We start from the raw sequence: 19,802 nt of genomic DNA on the forward strand, positions 1-19,802 counted from the left end.
AACGGCGCGGGGTGGAGCAGCTCGGTAGCTCGCTGGGCTCATAACCCAGAGGTCGCAGGTTCAAATCCTGTCCCCGCTACTAAGACCAAGGGCCGGAATCCAGAAATGGGTTCCGGCCCTTGGTGTTTCTCCCCCTGTCGGCCCACCCCGCTCGCCGCACTCCCCCCACCGGGAAAAACTGGACGCGTGGAGGAGGGTCCGTATGTGCGAGCCGGCGGGCGCCTCCACGGCGATCCCACGCCCGACCCGGGTCTCGGTCCCGACGAGGGACGGCGGATCTCGTACACCCTCGGCTTCGTCCGCCGACTGCCCCCGCTGCTGCTGGTCGTCGGGGCGTTCTACGACTACTTCACCCCGCAGGCCTTCACCGCGGCCCCGTTCTTCACCGCCGCCCCGCTCGTCGCCGCCCCCCTCTACTCCCGGCGCGGCACCGTGCTCACCGGCCTGGCCTCGGTCGCCGTCGTCCTCGCGATCCACATCAGGCTCGGCATCGTCCTCCACACGGACGCGATCACAGAGGCGGCCACTGTCGCGACGGTCACGGTCCTGGCCGTCCTGATCAACCTCCTGGTCCGCCGCAGCAGCGAACAGCTCGCCTCCGCGCGCGAGATCGCCGAGGCCGCCCAGCGGGCCGTCCTGCCCGAACCGGCCGAGCGGATCGGCGGGTTCGCGATCGCGGCACGGTACGAGGCGGCGCAGGAGGGCGCGTTCATCGGCGGCGACCTGTACGCGGTGCAGGACACTCCGCACGGCGTACGGCTGGTCGTCGGTGACGTGCGCGGCAAGGGCATGGGCGCGGTCGCCGCCGTCGCCGTGGTCATCGGGGCGTTCCGGGAGGCCGCCGAGCAGGAGGTGACCCTGGAGGCGGTCGCGCAGCGGCTGGAGCGGGCGCTGGCGCGCGAGGGCACCCGGCGCGACGGGCTCGACGCGTTCGAGGGGTTCACCACGGCCGTCCTCGCCGAACTCCCGCACGGCGACGGCGTGGTACGGATCGTCGACCGGGGCCACCCGCCGCCGCTGCTCCTGCACGAGGACGGCACCGTCCGCACGTTGCAGGTCCAGGAGCCCGCACTGCCCCTGGGAATGGGCGAGTTGGGGGTCTGGCCCGACCGTGCCGAGGAGTTCGCGTTCCCGGGCGGGGCCACCCTCCTCGTGCACACCGACGGGCTGTCCGAGGCGCGCGACTCCCGCGGTGTCTTCTACGACCCCGGGGCGCGGCTGGCCGGCCGGACCTTCCGTACCCCCGAGGCGTTGCTCGGCATCCTCGCCAAGGAGGTGCGCCGGTACTCCGGGGGCTGGATGACGGACGACATGGCGATGATCGCCGTACGGCATCCCTGACCGGACATCACGGGCCGTGACCGGTCTGGAGCCGTCCGCACAACAACTGATACACCGTCAATACCTGTGGGAATTCTGAGGCTTGGCCAACTCGCCCGTTTTTCGCCGGTGGTGGGCCCTTCGTCCAGCAAGGAAAGGTTAATGATCAAGCCGAACAGCTTGGAAACGGACGCCCGTGTCTATTAACGTTCGATAACGCAGCGCGGTCGTCCCAGCCGTCACAAGAGATGGCTCCGTGCGCACGCGCCGAATCCTGAAAGGGAACCGGGGAACCACCACCTTGGGGTGAATCGCTCGTCAACCGCCGTGGAAACACGACCGGTTTACGCGCGTAGGAGACCTTCCTGCTCCGAACCCGTCAGCTAACCCGGTAGGCGAGAGGGAAGGAAAGGAGCACGCCCACGTGGCGTCCAACCAGGCTGCCCCAGAAGCCCCTGTCGTCTACGGCGGTTACCGCCCCGACGAGGGCCCCTGGGAGGAGTGGAATCCCAGCGCGGAGACCGTTCTTCCCAACCGCGGCAAGCACCGTGTCGCCAAGCAGCGTGGTGGCGGAGGATTCGCCCGCAGCTCCACCGTCCTGGGCGTCGGTGTCATAGCCGCCGTCAGCGCGGGCGGCATGGCCAGCGCCAACACCGGCAAGCCGCCGGTCTCCATCTCCCTGCCCGACCTGCCCTCCGTGGGCCACCTGCTGGACGACTCGTCCAGCAGTACCCCCAAGGGTTCCGCGACCGCGCTCAGCAGCGTCGGCGTGACCACCACCGAGACCGCCAAGGGCGCCTCGGACGCGGGTGAGCTGCTGCGCAACCGGATCATGGCGCAGGCCGAGTCGCAGCAGGTGCAGGTCGACGGCAAGTCGAAGGCCGCCGTCGAGGCGGCCGTCGCCCAGCAGGTCGACGACGCCGCCGCCAAGGCCGAGAAGGACGCCGCGAAGAAGGCGGACGACGCGAAGAAGGCCGCGGAGGCCGCCGCCAAGAAGAAGGCCGAGGCCGCGAAGCTCGCCGCGCTGGCCAAGCAGTACACGCTGCCGGTCGGCTCGTACACGATCACCGGCACCTTCGGCCAGGCCGGCTCGATGTGGTCCTCCGGGTATCACACGGGTCTCGACTTCGCCGCTCCCACCGGCACGCTGATCAAGGCCATCCACAGCGGCACGGTCACCGAGGCGGGCTGGGCCGGGTCGTACGGGTACCGCACGATCCTCACCCTCGACGACGGCACCGAGCTGTGGTTCTGCCACCAGTCCTCGATCAACGTCAGCGTCGGGCAGAAGGTCTCCACCGGTGAGGTCATCGGCCGCGTGGGCGCGACCGGCAACGTGACCGGGCCGCACCTCCACCTGGAGGTGCACATCAACGGCGCCGCCACCGCCAGCGACCCGGCGCCCTGGCTGCGCAGCAAGGGCCTCAACCCCTGAGGGTCTGGAATATCCGGTTCCGGTCCGGCTGTTGAAGAGGGTCATGACTTCTCTTCGCAAGCTGGGCCGGTCCGATCTTGAGGTCTTCCCGCTCTCCCTCGGCGGCAACGTCTTCGGCTGGACCGCCGACGAGGCGACCTCCTTCGCCGTGCTCGACGCCTACGCGGCCGCGGGCGGCAACTTCGTCGACACCGCCGACTCGTACTCGGCGTTCGCGCCGGGCAACCAGGGCGGCGAGTCCGAGACGATCATCGGCAAGTGGGTCAAGGCCCGCGGCAACCGTTCCGACGTCGTCATCGCCACCAAGGTCAGCCAGCACCCCGACTTCCCGGGCCTGAGCGCCGCCAACATCAAGGCCGCCGCGGACGCCTCCCTGCGCCGCCTCGACACCGACCACATCGACCTCTACTACACCCACTTCGACCAGGTCGAGGTGCCGGTCGAGGAGATCATCGGCGCGCTGGACGAACTGGTGAAGGCGGGCAAGGTGCGGCACATCGCCGCCTCCAACATCACCCCCGAGCGCCTGCGGGCCTCCCTCGACCTCTCCGACCGCGAGGGCCTGGCGCGCTATGTCGCCCTCCAGCCGCACTACAACCTGGTCTCGCGCGACACCTACGAGGGCGAGCTGAGCGAGCTCGCCGCGCGGGAGGGCCTGGCCGCGGTCCCGTACTTCGCGCTGGCCGCCGGCTTCCTCACCGGCAAGTACCGCCCCGGTACGACCGTCGACAGCCCGCGGGCCGGGCGGGCGGCCCAGTACCTCGAATCGGAGCGCGGCCTGAACGTCCTCACCGCCCTCGACGAGGTCGCCCGGGCCCACGACGCCCCGGTCGCCACGGTGGCCCTCGCCTGGCTCGCGGCCCAGCCCACGGTCGCGGCCCCGATCGCGTCGGCCCGGTCGGTGGAGCAGCTCCCCGCGCTGCTGGGCGTGGCCGAACTGGAGCTGACGGCGGCGGAGATCGCCCGCCTCACGCAGGCGTCGGCGTAGATGTCCTTGGAGCTATGACCGGTACGGGTTGTACAGGGGAGACGCGTACGACCCGTACACCGGCGGCCACGGCGGCACCACCACCGGTACCGGTGGTGCCGTCCGTCGCGCCGCGTAGTACAGCGCGGGCCGCGCCACCTCCCGGCGCAGCCACAGCTCGTGCAGCAACTCCCTCTCCCGTACGACGAAGTCGGCGCCGGCGCGGCCCCGCGCGGCCCGGTGTCGCAGGAACGCCAGGGAGGTCGCGTGGGCCTCGTACCGGGCGACCGAGCGGGCCGCCTGCCTGCCGAGGTGGTGGCGGGCGTACTCGCGGGCCAGCCGCCGTGCCTTCATCGAGCCGAGCACGAACGGTTCGGCCGGGGTCAGCCAGCCCGCGTAGACGTAGGCGGGCAACTCCTCGCGCACACTGCGCAGTTCGCGTTGCCGGGTCCAGACGGCGAGCCAGGCCAGCAGGCCGAACACGGGGACCATGAAGAGGCCGTAGACCTCGAAGAAGCCGTACTGGCCGAAGGTGGAGGAGCCGTTCCAGATCGCGTGCATGCCCATCGCGAGGAGCAGGCCGGTCAGGGGGAGCAGGGCGCGGCGGATGTGCTGCCGGTCGGGGGAGAGGGCGGCGATGCCGAAGCCGATGCCGGTGAGGACGGTGAACAGGGGGTGCGCGAAGGGGGACATGACGATGCGCACGAAGAAGGTCGCCGCGGTGACGGAGGTGAAGCCGCGGTCGCCGGTGAGCTGGTCGGTGCCGAAGGCGGTGCCGAGGTAGAGGATGTTCTCGGTGAACGCGAAGCCGGTGGCGGTGACCCCGGCTATCACCACCCCGTCGACGATCCCGGTGAAGTCCCGTCTGCGGAACAGGAAGACGAGGAGTACGGCCGCCGCCTTCGCCGACTCCTCGACGATCGGCGCTATGACGGTCGCGCCGAGGGTGTCCGCGCTGGTCGGGTCGGCGGTCGTGGTCGCTATCCATCTGGTCGCGAAGCTGTTGGCGACGATGGCTATGAGGGCCGCGGCGCAGGCGCCCCACGCGAAGGAGAAGAGCAGGTTCCGCCAGGGGCCGGGGTCGACGCGGTCCAGCCAGCGGAAGGCGGCGAGGAGGAGGGGTACGGGTAGTACGGCGAGCCCGAGGCCGACCAAGAACCCTTCCGTGCCCGTCTGTTGGCGGACCAGCGCGAGGATGACGAGCCCGGAGAGTGTCAGCAGGGCGATCAGCGCGCCGTGGCGGACCCAGTTCCGCTGCCACCAGCGCGTCCGTGGCCCGTGCCCGGGCACACCACCGGCGGGGTGGCCGGGGTGCGGGGGGTACGGCGGAAACGTGGCCACGGCATCGACCCTAACGAGGTAAGGGCACGGCCCGCGATGGAGCCTGGCGTCAGCGCTGGTCGTCGTGGGGTACGCGACGGAAGAGCAGATCGTTCACGACATGACCCTTGTCCAGTCCCTGGCCCTCGAAACGGGTCAGCGGCCGGAACTCCGGACGGGGCGCAAAACCGCCGTCAGGTTGGCTGTTCTCGAAGTCCGGCTGCGCGTCCAGCACTTCGAGCATCTGCTCCGCGTACGGCTCCCAGTCGGTCGCGCAGTGCAGGGTCGCGCCGGGCTTGAGGCGGGTCGCGGCGAGGGTGAGGAACTCCGGCTGGATCAGTCGCCGCTTGTGGTGCCGCTTCTTGGGCCAGGGGTCCGGGAAGTACACGCGCAGGCCGTCGAGGGAGTCCGGGGCGAGCATCTCGCGGAGCAGGATGATCGCGTCCCCGTTGGCGACCCGGATGTTGGACAGGCCGTGGTGGTCGGCCAGGCCCAGGAGGTTGCCCTGGCCCGGGGTGTGCACGTCGGCGGCGAGGATGTTCGTCGCGGGGGCTTCGGCGGCCATCTGGGCGGTGGCCTCGCCCATGCCGAATCCGATCTCCAGGACGACGGGGTTGTCGTTCCCGAACAGGTCGGTGAGATCGAGGGTTCGTTGGCCGTCGATGTCCAGGCCCCACTTGGGCCACAGGCGTTCCAGGGAGTCCGCCTGGCCGGCTGTCACCCGGCTTCTGCGGGGCTGGAAGCTTCGGATGCGGCGTTCGAAGTGGGAGCCGGCGGGGTCGGGCGTCGGCCCGTCGGGGAAACGGGGTTCGCCCTTGGACCGGTTTCGCTGCGCGGGCTCGGTGGGGGTGTTGAGGGAGTCAGACACAATGGGTTGATTTTACTGGGCGTGCGCCTTTGCGTCTGCGTGGCTTGTGTTGTCTGGCGAGCGCGGGGGCGTTGGGGCTGGTCGCGCCCACGCGGCGGAGCCGCATATCGATACAGCCCCGCGTCCCTCAGCGGGGTTGTAGTTCCCGGGGTAGAGCTGCCAAGGCTCGTCTTGCTACCTCTCTGCCGATCGGTAGGGAGGCTGTTGCTGCTGGGCTGGGGGCGTTGAGGACGTGGATCGCCCGCGGGCCCTCCTTGATCAGGAAGTCGTCCACCAGGGTGCCGTCCCGCAGTACCGCCTGGGCGCGGACGCCGGCCGGTGACGGAACCAGGTCGTCCGGGGTCACCGCCGGGAGGAGGCGTCGTACGGCTGCCGTGAACGCGGTCTTGGAGATGGACCGACGGAGTTCCCCCGCGCCGTAGCGCCAGTGCTGTCGGGCCATGTGCCAGGTGCCGGGCCAGGTTGCCGTCGCGGCGACTTCCCGGGGGCTTACGACGCCCCAGTCGTAGCCCTCGCGGGCCAGGGCCGGTACCGCGTTCGGGCCGAGGTGCACGCTGCCGTCGATCCCGCGCGTGAGGTGGACGCCGAGGAACGGGAACGCCGGGTCGGGTACCGGGTAGACCAGGCCCCGCACCAGTTCGGGGCGGGTGAGGGTGTAGTACTCGCCCCGGAACGGCACGATCCGCATCTCCGGGTCGTCGCCGGTGAGACGGGCCACCTCGTCGCAGTGCAGGCCGGCGCAGTTGACCAGCACGCGGGCGCGGACGACGTCACCGCCGGTCGCGGTCACCGTGCGGACGGCGACCCCGCGCTCCGGGCGCCGGTCGATGTGGGCCACGCGCGCGCCGTAGCGGATCTCCGCGCCGGAGGCCTCGGCGAGGTGGCGGGCGACCTCGGTGTAGTCGCAGATGCCGGTCGTCGCGACCTGTATGGCCGCGAGGCCGCGCACCTCCGGTTCGTACTCCGCGATCTGGGCGGCGCCCAGCTCCCGGACCGCAATGCCGTTCTCCCGCCCGCGCTGCACGAGCGCGTGCAGGCGGGGCAGTTCCGCGCGCTCCGTGGCGACGATCAGCTTCCCGGTGACGGCATGCGAAACCCCGTACTCCGCACAGAACTTGACCATCTCGGCAGCCCCGCCCACCGCATACCGCGCCTTGAGCGACCCGGGCCGGTAGTAGATCCCGCTGTGGATGACTCCGCTGTTGCGCCCTGTCTGGTGCCGGGCGGGCCCGGCCTCCTTCTCCAGCACGGTGACGCGCGTACCCGGCGCGGCACGCGTGATCGCATACGCCGTAGACAGCCCGACGATCCCGCCACCGACCACGAGCACGTCACAGTCGAACCCGACCCCAGCCCGCACGTGCACCACCTCCCGCATCCGATAGTGCACTGCACCACTGACAGTGCCTTCAAACACAGGGAGGGCTAGTCGCCGCCAAGGGGCGCGGGGCTGTATCGATATGCGGCTCCGCCGCGTGGGCGCGACCAGCCACAACGAGCCCGCACTCGCAAAACAACACAAGCCACGCAGACGACTAGGCGGGTGCCATCAACAAGGGCCGAGCCCGCTCCCGTAGCTCAACCACCCGCGGCTCATCCCCATACGGCTCCAGCCGATGCAGAAGATCCTTCACATACTCGGTCGTACGGGCAGACGAGATCCGCCCGGCGACCTCCACCGCCCGAACCCCCTGCTCACACGCCGCGTCAAGATTCCCCGACTCCAACTCGGCGACCGCCGAGACAACGAGCCGAAGCCCGTGCGACCGCACGAACTCCTCCGTCGGCTTCGACAACGCCTGCTCGGTGAACCGCCGGACCTGACGCGGTGCCTTCAGATCCCGGTAGCACTCGGCCGCGTCGGCGGCGAACCGGTCGTAGGAGTAGAACCCGAGCCACGACGGATCGTTGTCGCCCTCCCGGGACCGCTCAAGCCACCCCTCGGCGGCCTTCAGGGCAGCGCCGGCCGCCTGCGCGTCCCCCGCCTTCGCGTGGGACCGTGCCTCGACGAGCCGGAAGAAGCTCATGGTGCGGGCGGTCGCGAGCCCCCGGTTGCGTTCCAGGGCCGCCTGCGCGAGGTCGACACCTTCGTCTCCGAAGCCCCGGTAGGTCGCCTGCAACGACATGGACGCCAGCACATAGCCGCCCAGCGGGACGTCCGCCGCCGCGCGGGCAAGACGCAGCGCCTGGATGTAGTACCGCTGCGCCGCCTCCTGTTGACCCGTGTCGAAGGCCATCCACCCGGCGAGGCGGGTGAGTTCGGCACTCGCGCCGAACAGCGCTCTGCCGACCTCGTCGGAGTACGAGCCGAGCAGCAGCGGTGCCGCCTCCACCCGGAGGCACTCGGGCACCATGGACGAACGCCAGTCGCCGCCCCCGTACTTGGAGTCCCAGCGCCTCGCGTCCTCCGCGGCCTCCCGCAGCTTCTGCACATCGCTGTGGCCGACTTTGAGCGGTGTCCCGGAGCTCTCCGCGGAGTTGGCCTCGCGCGCCACCGAACTGTCGGCCGGGGTTATCAGCCACCGTGAGGCGGGCGTTGCGTATGCGCTGACTGCGAACGACCCGGCGAGGGACTGCCAGATGCCGCCGGAGCCGGCCCGGCGGCCGGCGAGGTCGAGCCGGTACAACTCCGTTGCGGAACGCACGGCTTGGCCGACGTCCCTGGGAAAGGCGAGGCCCACTTCCGGTGCGGGATCCGCGTCCGCCAGGCCGATCTCGTGGAGCGGCACCGGGCGGCCGAGCTTCTGGCCGATGGCGGCCGCGATGAGGTGCGGGGCGGCGCCCTGGGGCACCATTCCCTTCGACACCCAGCGCGCCACCGACGTCTTGTCGTAGCGAAGCGTCAACCCGCGTTGAGCGCCAAGATCGTTGACGCGACGCGCGAGTCCTGCATTGCTGATTCCCGCGAGGGCGAGAACGGTGCCGAGTTTTTCGTTCGGCCCGCGTTGCTCCCTGGACATGCGCCACCCCTCGACACAGACGGCTGCCGCGCTGGCATAACCACCCGGCATTCGTAAACCCAGCGTAGTTCGCCGCATCCCAAGCGTTAAGGGGCATTGTTCCGGTTGGCGGGATTGTGGTCCGTACGCGAGTGCGGGGTTTGCACGCAGGGTTGCGACGTGCCCCCGTCGTGTGGCCGTGCGCCCGTGTGTGCGCTCTTCTCCGGCCATCCCGGGAGCGCTTCGATGGATCGTGCGTGGGTCGGCCCGCTGTACTGGATCCAGTGGGCTGGGGGACACCGCCGCCTACATCCCCGCGGGCGGCGGACCGGTCCGGGAGGCGTACTCCGCCTCCCGGACTGTGCGCGGTGCGAAGCGGTGCGCACGGCATGTACGGAGCGTGCGCAAGCCTGTCCTCGTAACACCGATTTGGCCGAAAACCGCCCCTGCCTCCCGATGTCCAATACCGCTCCTACCATGGGAGTTGAGGGCGCGTTAGGTGTTTTGGGGGAGCGTATCGGGGGCGCATTCGCGTCGTGGACGTAGGGTCTTCCTTGTCCGGTTGTCCCTCGTCCAGGGCGTCTTCACGCGATCTCAAGCGGCTTCTCCGGCCCTCCGGAAGGCGTCCTTCATGGCAGCATGGTGCCCAGTTCGTGCGGTGCACTGGTTGTCCACAGCCTGTGGAGGCGTCGATGCGGTGGTTGGTGGGATGGAGCAGTACCGCCGCTGGAGCCGCCGCGATCGGTTCCGCGGGGGCGACCGGCCTCGACGGTGAGACGGTGCACCCGGTCGGGTCCCAACTCCTGTGGGGCGACCCGGATCCGCTGTGGGCGGTCGGCGACTGGCGGCCCGACGAGGTGCGGGTCGTGAAGGTCGACGCCGAGACCCGCATCGCCGTCCTCGGTACGTGCGGTGCCTCCGACGAGGAGCTGCGCCTCAGCCTGTTCTCCGCGCGCGGAGGGGCACTTCGGCATCTGACGGCCTGGTCGGGCAGTTACACGGCGGTCGTCAAGGTCAACCGCCGGACCATGGTCTGCGGTGATCTCGCGGGCGCCAAGCCGGTGTTCTACACCCCCTGGGCCGGCGGTACGGCGTACTCCACGGCCGCGCTCCCGCTCGCCGACCTCATCGAGGCCAACCTCGACTTCGGCCACCTCGCCGCGCTGCTCGCCGCCCCGGACGTCCCCGCCGCGCTGCACGACTCGACTCCGTACGAGGGCGTACGGCGCATTCCGCCGGGGCATGCGCTGGTGTTGCGCGCCGGGGCGCGCGAGATCGCCGGGTACGAGCCGGTCGCCTCCCTCGCGGTCGCCGCGGCGGCCGTGGACCCGGACAGCGCGGTGGACGCCGTACGGGACGCGCTCGTCGAGGCCGTGCGCGCGCGTCTCTCCGCGCCCCGGCACGTTCCCGACATAGACCCGGGGCCCGTCCCCGGTATGGGACCCGCCGAACGCCGTGCCGCGCGCGGGATGCCCGTCCCCGGGATCGGGGCCGACCTCTCCGGAGGGCCCGCCTCCGGGACGCTGGCCCTGCTCGCCGCCGGGCTGCCGGGGGCGCCTGGCACGGTGCTGGGGCACGGCACCGGCGCGGGCGAGCGGCTCCTCGCCGTCACGTTCAACGATCTGGCCGTCCCCGGGCGCGAGTCCGAGGTGGAGCGCGCGGGCACCCTCGCGGCCAACCCGCGCCTGCACCACGTGGTGGTCACCGGCGCCGAGGACGTCCTGCCGTACGCCGAACTCGACGGTCCCCTCACCGACGAACCCGGCCCCTCCCTGATCGTCGCCGCCCGCCACCGCGCGCGGCTCGCCGCGGGCAGCGCCGACCACTTCACCGGCTACGGCGCCCGCCAGGTCCTGGACGCCCACCCGGCCCGCCTCGCGGACCTCCTGATGGACCGCAAACGGCGCCATCTGGTGCGCCCGGTGGCCGCGTTGGCGAAGGCGGACGGTTCGGTCATGGTCCCGGGGCGCGTCTACGGCGCGGCCCGCCGTCTCGCCCGTACGCCCTACGGCGCGGGACTCGAAGTGCTCGCCGACCGGTTGATGAACCAGCGTTTCGACGAGCCGGGGGGCGCCGTCGGGGCCTCCCTCGCCGCGCTCACCTGGGCCAGACCGGGGCCCGCCGCGCGCTGGCTGACCGGCGAGGCCCTGGCTGAAGTATCGGTTCGCCTGCAGAGCGCGCCCAGCCGCCAGGGCAGCGGCCCGGGCCAGCGCCCCGGCGACTTCCGCGCGCGTGCCGCCCTCGCCCGCCACGCCAACGACCTCCGCGTCCTGGAGCAGGCCGCCGAGATCCGCTCCCAGCGCCTGCACGCCCCCTTCCTCGACAACCAGGTGGTCCGCGCCTGCCGTTCCCTCCCCGAGGCGCTACGGGTCCAGCCGGGCGCCCGCGCGGCCATCCTGCGCACGGTCCTGGAGGGCGCAGGCGTGGGCGACCTCCCGCCCGGCTGGGGTGCCCCTTCCCACGCCTCGACGGCAGCCGCGGCCCGTAAGGGTCTACGGGTCGCCGCGGACTCCCTGATGGACCTGTTCGCCACGCCGTTGCTCGCGCAGGCGGGCCTGGTGGAGGCGCGCGTCGTCCGCAAGGCGCTGCGCGCGGCGGCCCAGGGCGAGCCACTGCCCCTGGACGGCCTCGCCGACCTGGTCTCGCTGGAACTGTGGCTGGGACGGCTGCTGGCCCGCCGGGGCACGTGCTGGACGGGCACACCGGCACGCGCGCGTGCGGTACCGGAGGGGATCCGGCCGCAGCGGGGGGCGTTGGCTTCGGGGGCGTGAGTGGCGGGAACTTGAGCGGGTGGGCGTGACGTCCGCGTCGGAACGGCCCGCCCCTCGACAAGCCCCCGCGGGCCTCAACTCCCCATCGCCTCCCGTACGGCGGCCACCAGTTCCGCCACGCCCCGCTCCTTCAGCACCCCGTAGTGGTCCCCCTCCAGCTCGACCACGACCGGCGGCTTCGCGGAGTACCCGGACGCGTTCTCCAGGAACGAGTAGTCGTCACCCCGCGCCTTGAAGACGGTGATCGGGGCCTCCACCCTCCGCTCCGCCAACTCCCGGAACGTGTAGTCGAATTCGTACGTCGTCGCGACGATGCGGGTGATGCGGCGGATCGTCTCCGTGTCGAGCGCCGGGAGCAACTCGCCGATGGACGACACGAAACTCTCCTCGTCCCGCGTCGCGGCGAGGCACGCGTCCAGGGCCGGGCCCTCGATGGTGCCCGCGAAGACGGAGAAGAGGATCGTCACGTACGCGGGGTTCGTGTACGACGCGTCGCGGCCCCAGGTCTGGCCGTCCGCCCGACGGATCTCCGGGTTGCCGGGGCAGATCAGCAGCAGGCGTTCGACCTTCTCGCCCGCCCGCTCCAACTGCCAGGCGGCCTCGAAGGCGACCCGGGCGCCGAAGGAGTAGCCCCACAGGGTGTACGGCCCGCTCGGCTGGACGCGCCGGAGTTCGCGGAGGTCGGCGCTCGCCATCTCGCGGATGGTGGCGTACGGGGTCTCGCCCGCGTTGATGCCGTGTGCCTGGACGCCGAAGAAGGGCCGGTCCAGGGCGACCTGGCCGCCGAGGAGACGCAGGTTCATCGGGTAGCCGCCCAGCCCGGGCCAGCAGAAGACCGGGGTGAAGCCGCCCTCGCGGGCCAGCGGGATCAGCCGGGACACGGGGGTGGTCGGGGCCTCGTCGACGCGGGCGGCCAGTTCGCGCAGGGTGGGTGCCTCGAAGAGGGCCTGGAGGGGGAGCTTCGTGCCGTACTCCCTGTTGATCCGGTTCACGAGGGCGACGGCGATCAGCGAATTGCCGCCGCCGGCGAAGAAGTTGTCCTCGGTGGAGACGTCGGCCGGGTCGGGGTACTTGAGTGCCGTTCCCCAAGTGACCGCCAGGCGGCGCTCGGTGGGGGTCGCCGGTGCGACGTACGGACCCGTCGTGCGGGCCGCGGTGACCTCGGGGGAGGTCGCGAGGGCCTTGGTGTCGATCTTTCCGTTGGCCGTCAGGGGGAGCGCGTCCAGGACGAGGACGCGGCTCGGGAGCATGAAGTCCGGGAGCGAGCGGGCGAGTTCGTCGCGGATCATCTCGGCGGGGCCCTTGGTGTGCACGGCGTCCTCGCGCATGCCCTCGCTCGCGACCTGCTCGGCGCTGACCCGGCCGCCGAGGAAGAAGTACGAGGCCCCGCCCGCGATGCCGGCTGCGCCGAGGATGTCGTCCAGGCGGCGGGCGGCCGGCAGCGGGTGGCCGGTCTTCGAGGAGTAGCCCGAGGACATGAAGCCGAAGCCCGGGGTGCGCTGGAGGTGGTGCAGCCGGGTGCCCAACTCGATGTACTCCAGCCAGGGTTCGGCGGGCCGGGCGACCGCGCTGATGCCGAAGCTCGCGCGGTCGTAGACGCCCTGGTTGATGGCGATGACGTGCCGGGGTTCGATCAACTCCTCGCCCAGCGGCTCCAGTCGGCCCTCGCGGTAGCGGTACTGGCCGCCGGGCAGGCCCTCGACCCGGCCGGGGTGGGCCTGCACGAACAGCTCGGTGGAGTCACGGCGCGGCTCACCGTCGTCCGGCGTGATCGCGAACGTGCCGAGGTAGTGGTCCTCGTCGGCGACGTCGAGCGTGTCCCTGACGGCGGGGAAGTGGCCCAACGGCCGCACCGTCAGGCCGTGTTCGGGGAGCACCTCCTCCAGGACCCCGAGCATGTGGCCGGTCTCGAATTCCAGGACCTCCTGGATGTTGGTCCTGTAGACGGGTTCGATCGCGCGCCGCTTGCCGAGGAAGTGCAGGACGAGCCCGCCGTCCGGGCAGTGGCCGCTCGGGTCGCCCACCCGGACCAGGGTGTGGTCGGCGGGGTGGTGGTAGTACACGCCGGGCGCGAGGCCCGCCGCCCCGCCGGACTCGACGTGCAGCTGGGTGGCGTACAGGGCGCCGGGAGAGGCGTAGGAGTACTTGGGGAGCAGTCGCTCCTCGCTGCGGAAGGGGCCCAACCAGCGCAGAACCGACCCGAGTTGGTCCATCGAGAGGTCAGCAGGCGGGCGGGGGTGCCGGGGTGCCCGGCGCGGGGCGAGCAGGTCGAGGAGGTCGGCGTGGGTGACCGGGCCGCCCTCGTAGAAGCGGTAGGTCTTGCGGGCGAAGGCCGTGCGGCGCTGTTCGGGGGTCGCCTCGCGGCCCGGGAGGGCGATGACCGGGCGGCCCGCCAGCTCGGCCGGCTCGCGCAGGCCCGGGTTGGACAACTGCGCCTTGACCTGGAGCTTCGACGCCTTGGACTGGTGGTGGGCGCCGTGCGCGCCCTGGTCCATGACGGCGGCGGTGCGGGGGTTCAGCTCGACGCAGGCGACGAGCGCCTGGTGGCCGGTGCGGGCGTCGTCGGTGACGAGCGTGGCCGCGCGACGCACCCAGGTGTGCTCCTCGATGCGGGCCGCGACCTCCTCCAACTCGACGCGGTAGCCGCGGAGTTTGACCTGGTTGTCGGTACGGCCGACGAACTGCAGCGTGCCGTCCGGGTTCCACAGGCACACGTCGCCGGTGCGGTACAGGCGCTCGCCCGCGGCGAACGGCGAGTCCACGAAGCGTTCGGCGGTCTGCTCCGGGCGGCCGAGATAGCCGCGGGCCAACTGGATCCCGCCCAGGTGCAGTTCACCGCTCTCGCCGATGTCGACGGGCGCGCGGTTCTCGTCGAGGACGTAGGCGCTCAGGCCGTCGACGGGGACGCCGATCGGGACGGTCGCGCTCGCGCCGCCGCCCAGGTCGTCGGGGTCCACCTGGTGGGCGGTGGCGTTGATGGTGGTCTCGGTCGGGCCGTACAGGTTGATCAGGGAGACCCCGGGCAGCTCGGCGAGGACGTCGCGGGCGAGCCGGTGGGTGAGCGCCTCGCCGCCGGAGAAGACCCGCTCCAGCGAGGTGCAGGACGCGAACTCCTCGGTGTCCAGGAGGGCCTGGAGCAGCGTCGGCACGCACTGGAGGGTGGTGACCCCGCCCGCCCGTACCGCCGCGAGGACGGCCTCGGGGTCGCGGTGGATGCCGGGGGCACCCATCACCACCCGGGCGCCGACGGCGGGGGCGAGGATCTCCCACTGGGCGGCGTCGAAGCTCATCGGCGTCTTCTGCAACACCGTGACCTGCGGCCCGAGATGACCGCAGTCGGCCAGCCAGCGGAGCTGATTGACGACGGCCCGGTTCTCGATCATCACGCCCTTGGGGCGACCCGTACTGCCCGAGGTGTAGATGACGTAGGCCAGATGGTCCGGGGCCGACGCGGACGCGGCCGGGGCCAACTCGCCCTCGGGCGGCGCGTCCTGCGGGGTGAGGACCGTCGTACCGCGCGGCGCCAGGGCGGTGACCCGGTCGCGCAGATGGGGCTGGGTGACGACGACCGAGGTCCCGGAGTCCTCCAGCATGTAGCGCAGCCGGTCCTCCGGGTAGTCCGGGGACAGCGGCAGATAGGCGGCGCCGGCGGCGAGGATGCCCCAGGCGCCGACCATCAGGTCCAGGGACGGTTCGGTGAACAGGCCCACACGGGTGTCGGGGCCGATACCGAGACGGGCGAGTCGCTCGCCCAAGTCGCGGCTACGGCGGTGGAGTTCGCCGTAGGAGAGCCGTGTGTCGCGGTGGTCGACCGCTGTCGCGTCGGGGCGCAGGGCGGCCTGGTGCGACAGCAGGTCGGGCAGGTTGCTGCCCGTGAGCGGTATGCCGGACGTCAGTGCACTCGCGGTCTTCATTGGCGTGGTTCCCCCTGTTGATCAGCCGTTGATCAGGGTGCGGTCGGGGGCTACCGAAGGCTTCCCGTGCCGGTACCGCCGGGCGCGGGACCGGAGCGGGACGGGTTCGGGACCGGTGGGAGTCAGGCTCGGTCACAGCCGAGAACTGAGGGGCAAGCCGCCGTGACCAAGATCGTGCTCATCTCCGGGAGCGTCCGCCGGGACTCGCTCAACGCGTCCGTCCTCGCCACCGTGCGCCGCCTGCTGACCGAGCGGTCGGACGGGGACACGTACGAGATCGAGTCGCTGTCCGTGGGCCTGCTCCCGCACTTCGACTGGGACGTCGAGCAGACGGACGACCCGCCCGCCGTACGCGGCGCCAAGCAACTCGTGGGCGAGGCCGACGCGTTGTTCATCAGCACCCCCGCCTACAACGGCGAGATGCCGGGCGTCCTCAAGAACGCCCTCGACTGGCTCTCCCGCCCCAACGGCGCCAGCGCCCTGACCGGCGGCACCGTCGCGCTCACCAGCGCGTCCCCGGGCGCGCGAGGCGCCGTCGACGCGCAGACCGCACTCGCCCGGGTACTGACCCGCTGCGGCGCACACGTGGTGGACCACGAGCCGGTCTCCGTCGGCCGCGCGGCCCAACTCCGCACCACCGAGGGAGATTTCACCGATCCGGAGACCGTCGCGGCCCTGAGTGGCCTGATCGACGCGACCCTGGCGGCGCTGCGCGAGCCGGCGGGAGCGAGCGCATGAGGAACCACGGACGTGGCGTCGCGCCGTCGGCGGAGGGGTTGCACGGATCGCCCGTCCCGGCTTCGGCGAACGGCCTGCGCGGCCCCACTGCCCCGCGCCCGACGGACGGCCCGCACGAGGCCGATCTCCCGCGTCCGGCGGACAGCTCGCAGGACCCCGCCCACCTCCGACCGGTGGACGGCCTGTGCGGCTCCGCGGCCCCGCGTCCGGTGGGCGGCTCGCACGAGGGCGATCTCCCGCGTCCGGTGGGCGGCTCGCAGGACCCCGCCCACCTCCGACCGGTGGACGGCCTGTGCGGCTCCGCGGCCCCGCGCCCGACGGACGGCCCGCACGAGCCCGGCCTTCCGCGCCCGGCGGACGGCCCGCACGAGGCCGATCTCCCGCGTCCGGTGGGCGGCCCGCAGGACCCCGCCCACCTCCGTCCGGTGGACGGCCTGCGCGGCCCCGCGGCCCTGCGTCCGGCGGACGGCCCGCACGAGGCCGATCTCCCGCGTCCGGTGGGCGGCTCGCACGAGCCCGGCCTTCCGCGTCCGGTGGGCGGCTCGCACGAGCCCGGCCTTCCGCGTCCGGTGGGCGGCCCGCAGGAGGCCGATCTTCCGCGTCCGGTGGGCGGCCCGCAGGACCCCGCCCACCTCCGACCGGCGTACGGCCTGCTCCGCTCCCTGGGCGAAGACCTCCGCGTGGTCGTCGAGCGCGACCCGTCCATCCGAAGTCGCCGCGAGGCGCTGCTGCATCCCGCGCTGCCCGCCCTGTGGACCCATCGGGTCGCCCACCGCCTGCACCGCCGCGGGTACCGCATGACCGCCCGGCTGCTGGCCTACGGCGCCCGGCGCGCCACCGGTGTGGAGATCCACCCCGGCGCCGAGCTGGGCCGGCGGGTGTTCATCGATCACGGCGCGGCCGTGGTGATCGGGGAGACCGCGCAGGTCGGGGACGACGTGACGATCTACCACCAGGTGACGCTCGGCGCGGTCGGCTGGTGGAGCGATGTGAAGCGGCCGGAGGGCGAACGCCGGCACCCGCGCGTCGGCAACGGTGTCGTGCTCGGCACCAACGCCACCGTGCTGGGCCCTGTCACCATCGCCGACCACGCCGTCATCGGCGCCCAGGCGCTGGTCAACAAGGACGTGCCCGCATACGCCAGGGTCCTCGCGCCGACCGCCGTCATCCGGGCCAAGGGGCACCAACCCCGCCTGATGGAGGACCTGTTCGCGGTGACCGCCTCGGCGGGGTCCTGGTGACCGCCCGCACCGCTCCCCGTCCGCTTCCCACCGAGGACCGCCCATGTCTCTGGCCGTAGTCGACAGCATCGCCGACCTGGTCGGCTCAACTCCCCTCCTGCGTCTGCCCCTTGAGGGCACGGACGCCCGGGTGCTCGCCAAGCTGGAGTGCGCCAACCCGCTGTCCAGCATCAAGGACCGGGCCGCCCTGTTCATGCTCCGGGCCGCCGAGGAACGCGGCGAACTCCGGCCCGGCGACACCGTGGTGGAGTCGACGTCCGGCAACACCGGTATCGCGCTGGCCGCGTTGGCGGTCGCGCGCGGCTACCGGTGCCTGATCGTGCTGCCCGACAACGCCACCCAGGAGCGCGTCCTGACCCTGCGCATGCTGGGCGCCGAGGTCGAGTTCACCGACCACACCCTCGGATTCGCGGGCTGTGTGGAGCGCGCCGAGAAGCTGGCGGCCGACCTCCCCGACTCCTGGTACGCGAGCCAGCACACCAACCCCGACAACGTACGGGCCCACTACACGACCACGGGCCCGGAGATCTGGCAGGCCACCGAGGGCCAAGTCACCCATCTGGTCTGCACGGTGGGCACCGGCGGCACCCTCACCGGCACCGCCCGCTACCTGCGCGAACGCAACCCGGAGCTGAGGGTCGTAGCCGTAGAACCCACCGGCTCGGCGCTCCTGTCGGGCGGCGCGCCCGGACCGCACCGCATCCCCGGTCTCAACGGCGGCTTCATCAGCCCGGTCACCGACGTCGACCTGATCGACGAGGTGATCGCGGTCTCCGACGAGGACGCGGCGGCCACCACCCGCGCGATCGCGGCCCGCACCGGACTCCTCGTCGGCATCTCCTCGGGCGCCGCCGCCCACGGCTGCGCCGAACTGGCCCGCCGCCACGACCTGTTGGACGCCACCGTGGTGACCGTCTTCCCCGACACCGGTGAGCGGTACCTCAGTTGGTGGCCCGAGGAGCCCACGGACGCCGAGGCCGACCGGTGAACCTCAAGGAGCTGCACCCCAACCTTCGGCTGCGCATAGCCGTCGCCTTCGTCCAGCGGTTCTTCGACATCATGCTCGTCCCGCTGATGGTCATCCACTTCGCGAAGCTCTACGGCGCCGCGACCGCCGGCCTCATGACGCTGGTCGTCGCGCTCGCGGCCATCACCTGCAACCTCGTCGGCGGCCACCTCTCGGACACCTACGGCCGCCGCCCGGTCCTGCTCGGCGGCGAACTCGGCGCCTGCCTCGCGTACTTGGGCCTCGCGTTCGTGGCCTCCCCGGCGGGCGGCGACAACGGCATCGTCATGTACGTCCTGTACCTGTTCGCCGCCTGCTCGGCCGGCACCGCACTGCCCGCGAACGACGCGATGCTCGTCGACGTCACCACCGTCGAGTCCCGCACCGCCATCTACACGATCAACTACTGGTCCACGAACATGGCGTTCATGCTGGGCTCGCTGGTCGGCGGCTTCTTCTACGGCGGCTACTTCTTCCAACTCCTCGCGGCGGCGGGCGTATGCCTCGGCGCGGTCTTCACCACCACCTTCCTCGGCATCAAGGAGACGGCACCCGAGGACGGCGTCGAGAACCCGCGCGGGGTCAAGTCCGCGCTCACCGGCTACCTCTTCGTCGTCCGCGACCGCGTCTTCCTGCGGCTCATCGTCGCCGCCCTGCTGATCCGCTCCATCGAGGTGCAGATCTCGTCGTCGATCGCGGTACGGCTCGGCGACCACTTCACCACCCAGGACCTCATCGACCTCGGCTCGTGGCACGTGCGCGTGAACGGCGTCAACATGCTCGGCATCATGCGGGCCGTCAACACCCTGCTGGTCGTGTGCTGCGCGCTGTGGGTCGGCAAGCTGCTCGGCAAGGTCGGTGAACGGCGCCGGCTGATGGGCGGGATCGTCGTGTTCACCGCGGGCTACATGGTGTGGGCGGTCAGCGGCGACGCCTGGACCCTGATCGTGGCGACCTTCGTGGTCACGGCGGGCGAGCTGATGAACGCCCCGGTGAAACAGACCCTGTTGGCCAACTCGGTGCCGGACGCCTCCCGCACCAAGTACATGGCCGCGTACGGCCTCCAGGTCCGCCTCGGCCTCCTCGTCGGCTCGCTCTGCGTGACCGTCAGCGCCCTCGTCCCGCCCTGGGGGATGGCCGTCGTCTACGCCGTCTTCGGCCTCGCCGCGATGGCCCTGTACCAGTCGCTGTTCCGCGCCCAGGACGCCCGCACGGCCGCGGTCGCCCAGCCGGTGCCGACCGCCGGCTGAGCAGTGACCGCCGTGTCCCGCACACCTCCTGCG

13 protein-coding genes, 1 tRNA gene and 1 riboswitch are annotated in these 19,802 nt (G+C 71.8%); of the genes, 9 read left to right on the plus strand and 5 right to left on the minus strand.

Annotated elements, in window-relative coordinates:
* Positions 1 to 5: 5 nt before the first annotated feature.
* From OG226_RS26815 to OG226_RS26830, 4 genes are all read left to right on the plus strand, one after another.
* Positions 6 to 79, plus strand: a tRNA-Met gene (locus OG226_RS26815).
* A gap of 107 nt (positions 80 to 186) precedes the next feature.
* Entirely contained in the window at positions 187 to 1,341 is a 1,155-nt protein-coding gene (locus OG226_RS26820; RefSeq protein WP_328681908.1) for a PP2C family protein-serine/threonine phosphatase, read from the plus strand.
* Between the two features lie 234 nt (positions 1,342 to 1,575).
* Positions 1,576 to 1,733, plus strand: a riboswitch (cyclic di-AMP (ydaO/yuaA leader).
* A gap of 11 nt (positions 1,734 to 1,744) precedes the next feature.
* Positions 1,745 to 2,755 carry a M23 family metallopeptidase gene (locus OG226_RS26825; RefSeq protein ID WP_328681909.1) on the plus strand — a complete coding sequence of 337 codons (1,011 nt, stop codon included), beginning with the start codon at positions 1,745 to 1,747 and terminating at the stop codon, positions 2,753 to 2,755.
* Between the two features lie 43 nt (positions 2,756 to 2,798).
* Positions 2,799 to 3,743, plus strand: coding sequence for an aldo/keto reductase (locus OG226_RS26830; RefSeq protein ID WP_328681911.1), 945 nt, complete (start codon positions 2,799 to 2,801; stop codon positions 3,741 to 3,743).
* A gap of 12 nt (positions 3,744 to 3,755) precedes the next feature.
* On the opposite strand, the gene OG226_RS26835 is transcribed toward OG226_RS26830, so the two are convergent.
* From OG226_RS26835 to OG226_RS26850, 4 genes are all read right to left on the minus strand, one after another.
* The gene (locus OG226_RS26835) at positions 3,756 to 5,063 is read right to left on the minus strand and encodes a PrsW family glutamic-type intramembrane protease (RefSeq protein ID WP_329350256.1); all 1,308 of its coding nucleotides are present in this window, start codon (positions 5,061 to 5,063) and stop codon (positions 3,756 to 3,758) included.
* Positions 5,064 to 5,112: 49 nt separating this feature from the next.
* Positions 5,113 to 5,910: a tRNA (guanosine(46)-N7)-methyltransferase TrmB gene (trmB, locus tag OG226_RS26840; RefSeq protein WP_328681914.1), complete on the minus strand. Its 798-nt coding sequence runs from the start codon at positions 5,908 to 5,910 to the stop codon at positions 5,113 to 5,115.
* Positions 5,911 to 6,037: 127 nt separating this feature from the next.
* Positions 6,038 to 7,288, minus strand: coding sequence for an L-2-hydroxyglutarate oxidase (lhgO, locus tag OG226_RS26845; RefSeq protein WP_328681916.1), 1,251 nt, complete (start codon positions 7,286 to 7,288; stop codon positions 6,038 to 6,040).
* A gap of 157 nt (positions 7,289 to 7,445) precedes the next feature.
* Complete coding sequence (locus OG226_RS26850) at positions 7,446 to 8,870, minus strand: MFS transporter (protein WP_266858824.1); 1,425 nt, start codon at positions 8,868 to 8,870, stop codon at positions 7,446 to 7,448.
* Between the two features lie 671 nt (positions 8,871 to 9,541).
* On the opposite strand from OG226_RS26850, the gene OG226_RS26855 reads away from it, so the two are divergent.
* Entirely contained in the window at positions 9,542 to 11,620 is a 2,079-nt protein-coding gene (locus OG226_RS26855) for an asparagine synthase-related protein (protein WP_328681920.1), read from the plus strand.
* A gap of 74 nt (positions 11,621 to 11,694) precedes the next feature.
* Here the strand turns inward: OG226_RS26855 and OG226_RS26860 are convergent, their stop codons facing one another.
* Positions 11,695 to 15,534: a non-ribosomal peptide synthetase family protein gene (locus tag OG226_RS26860; protein ID WP_329350257.1), complete on the minus strand. Its 3,840-nt coding sequence runs from the start codon at positions 15,532 to 15,534 to the stop codon at positions 11,695 to 11,697.
* Between the two features lie 162 nt (positions 15,535 to 15,696).
* On the opposite strand from OG226_RS26860, the gene OG226_RS26865 reads away from it, so the two are divergent.
* The 4 genes from OG226_RS26865 (at position 15,697) to OG226_RS26880 (ending at position 19,769) form a co-directional block, all read left to right on the plus strand.
* Positions 15,697 to 16,272 (plus strand): NADPH-dependent FMN reductase, encoded by a 576-nt coding sequence (locus tag OG226_RS26865; protein ID WP_329350258.1) that lies wholly within the window; start codon positions 15,697 to 15,699, stop codon positions 16,270 to 16,272.
* A 650-nt stretch (positions 16,273 to 16,922) separates the two neighbouring features.
* On the plus strand, positions 16,923 to 17,513 hold the full coding sequence (gene epsC, locus OG226_RS26870) for a serine O-acetyltransferase EpsC (RefSeq protein WP_328686437.1): 591 nt from the start codon (positions 16,923 to 16,925) through the stop codon (positions 17,511 to 17,513).
* Positions 17,514 to 17,556: 43 nt separating this feature from the next.
* The gene (locus OG226_RS26875) at positions 17,557 to 18,501 is read left to right on the plus strand and encodes a PLP-dependent cysteine synthase family protein (RefSeq protein ID WP_328681924.1); all 945 of its coding nucleotides are present in this window, start codon (positions 17,557 to 17,559) and stop codon (positions 18,499 to 18,501) included.
* Entirely contained in the window at positions 18,498 to 19,769 is a 1,272-nt protein-coding gene (locus OG226_RS26880) for an MFS transporter (protein ID WP_328681926.1), read from the plus strand. The genes OG226_RS26875 and OG226_RS26880 overlap by 4 nt, the downstream gene beginning before the upstream one ends.
* Positions 19,770 to 19,802 lie beyond the last annotated feature (33 nt).

Origin of the sequence: Streptomyces sp. NBC_01261 (assembly GCF_036226385.1) — a bacterium.
Lineage (GTDB): Bacteria > Actinomycetota > Actinomycetes > Streptomycetales > Streptomycetaceae > Streptomyces.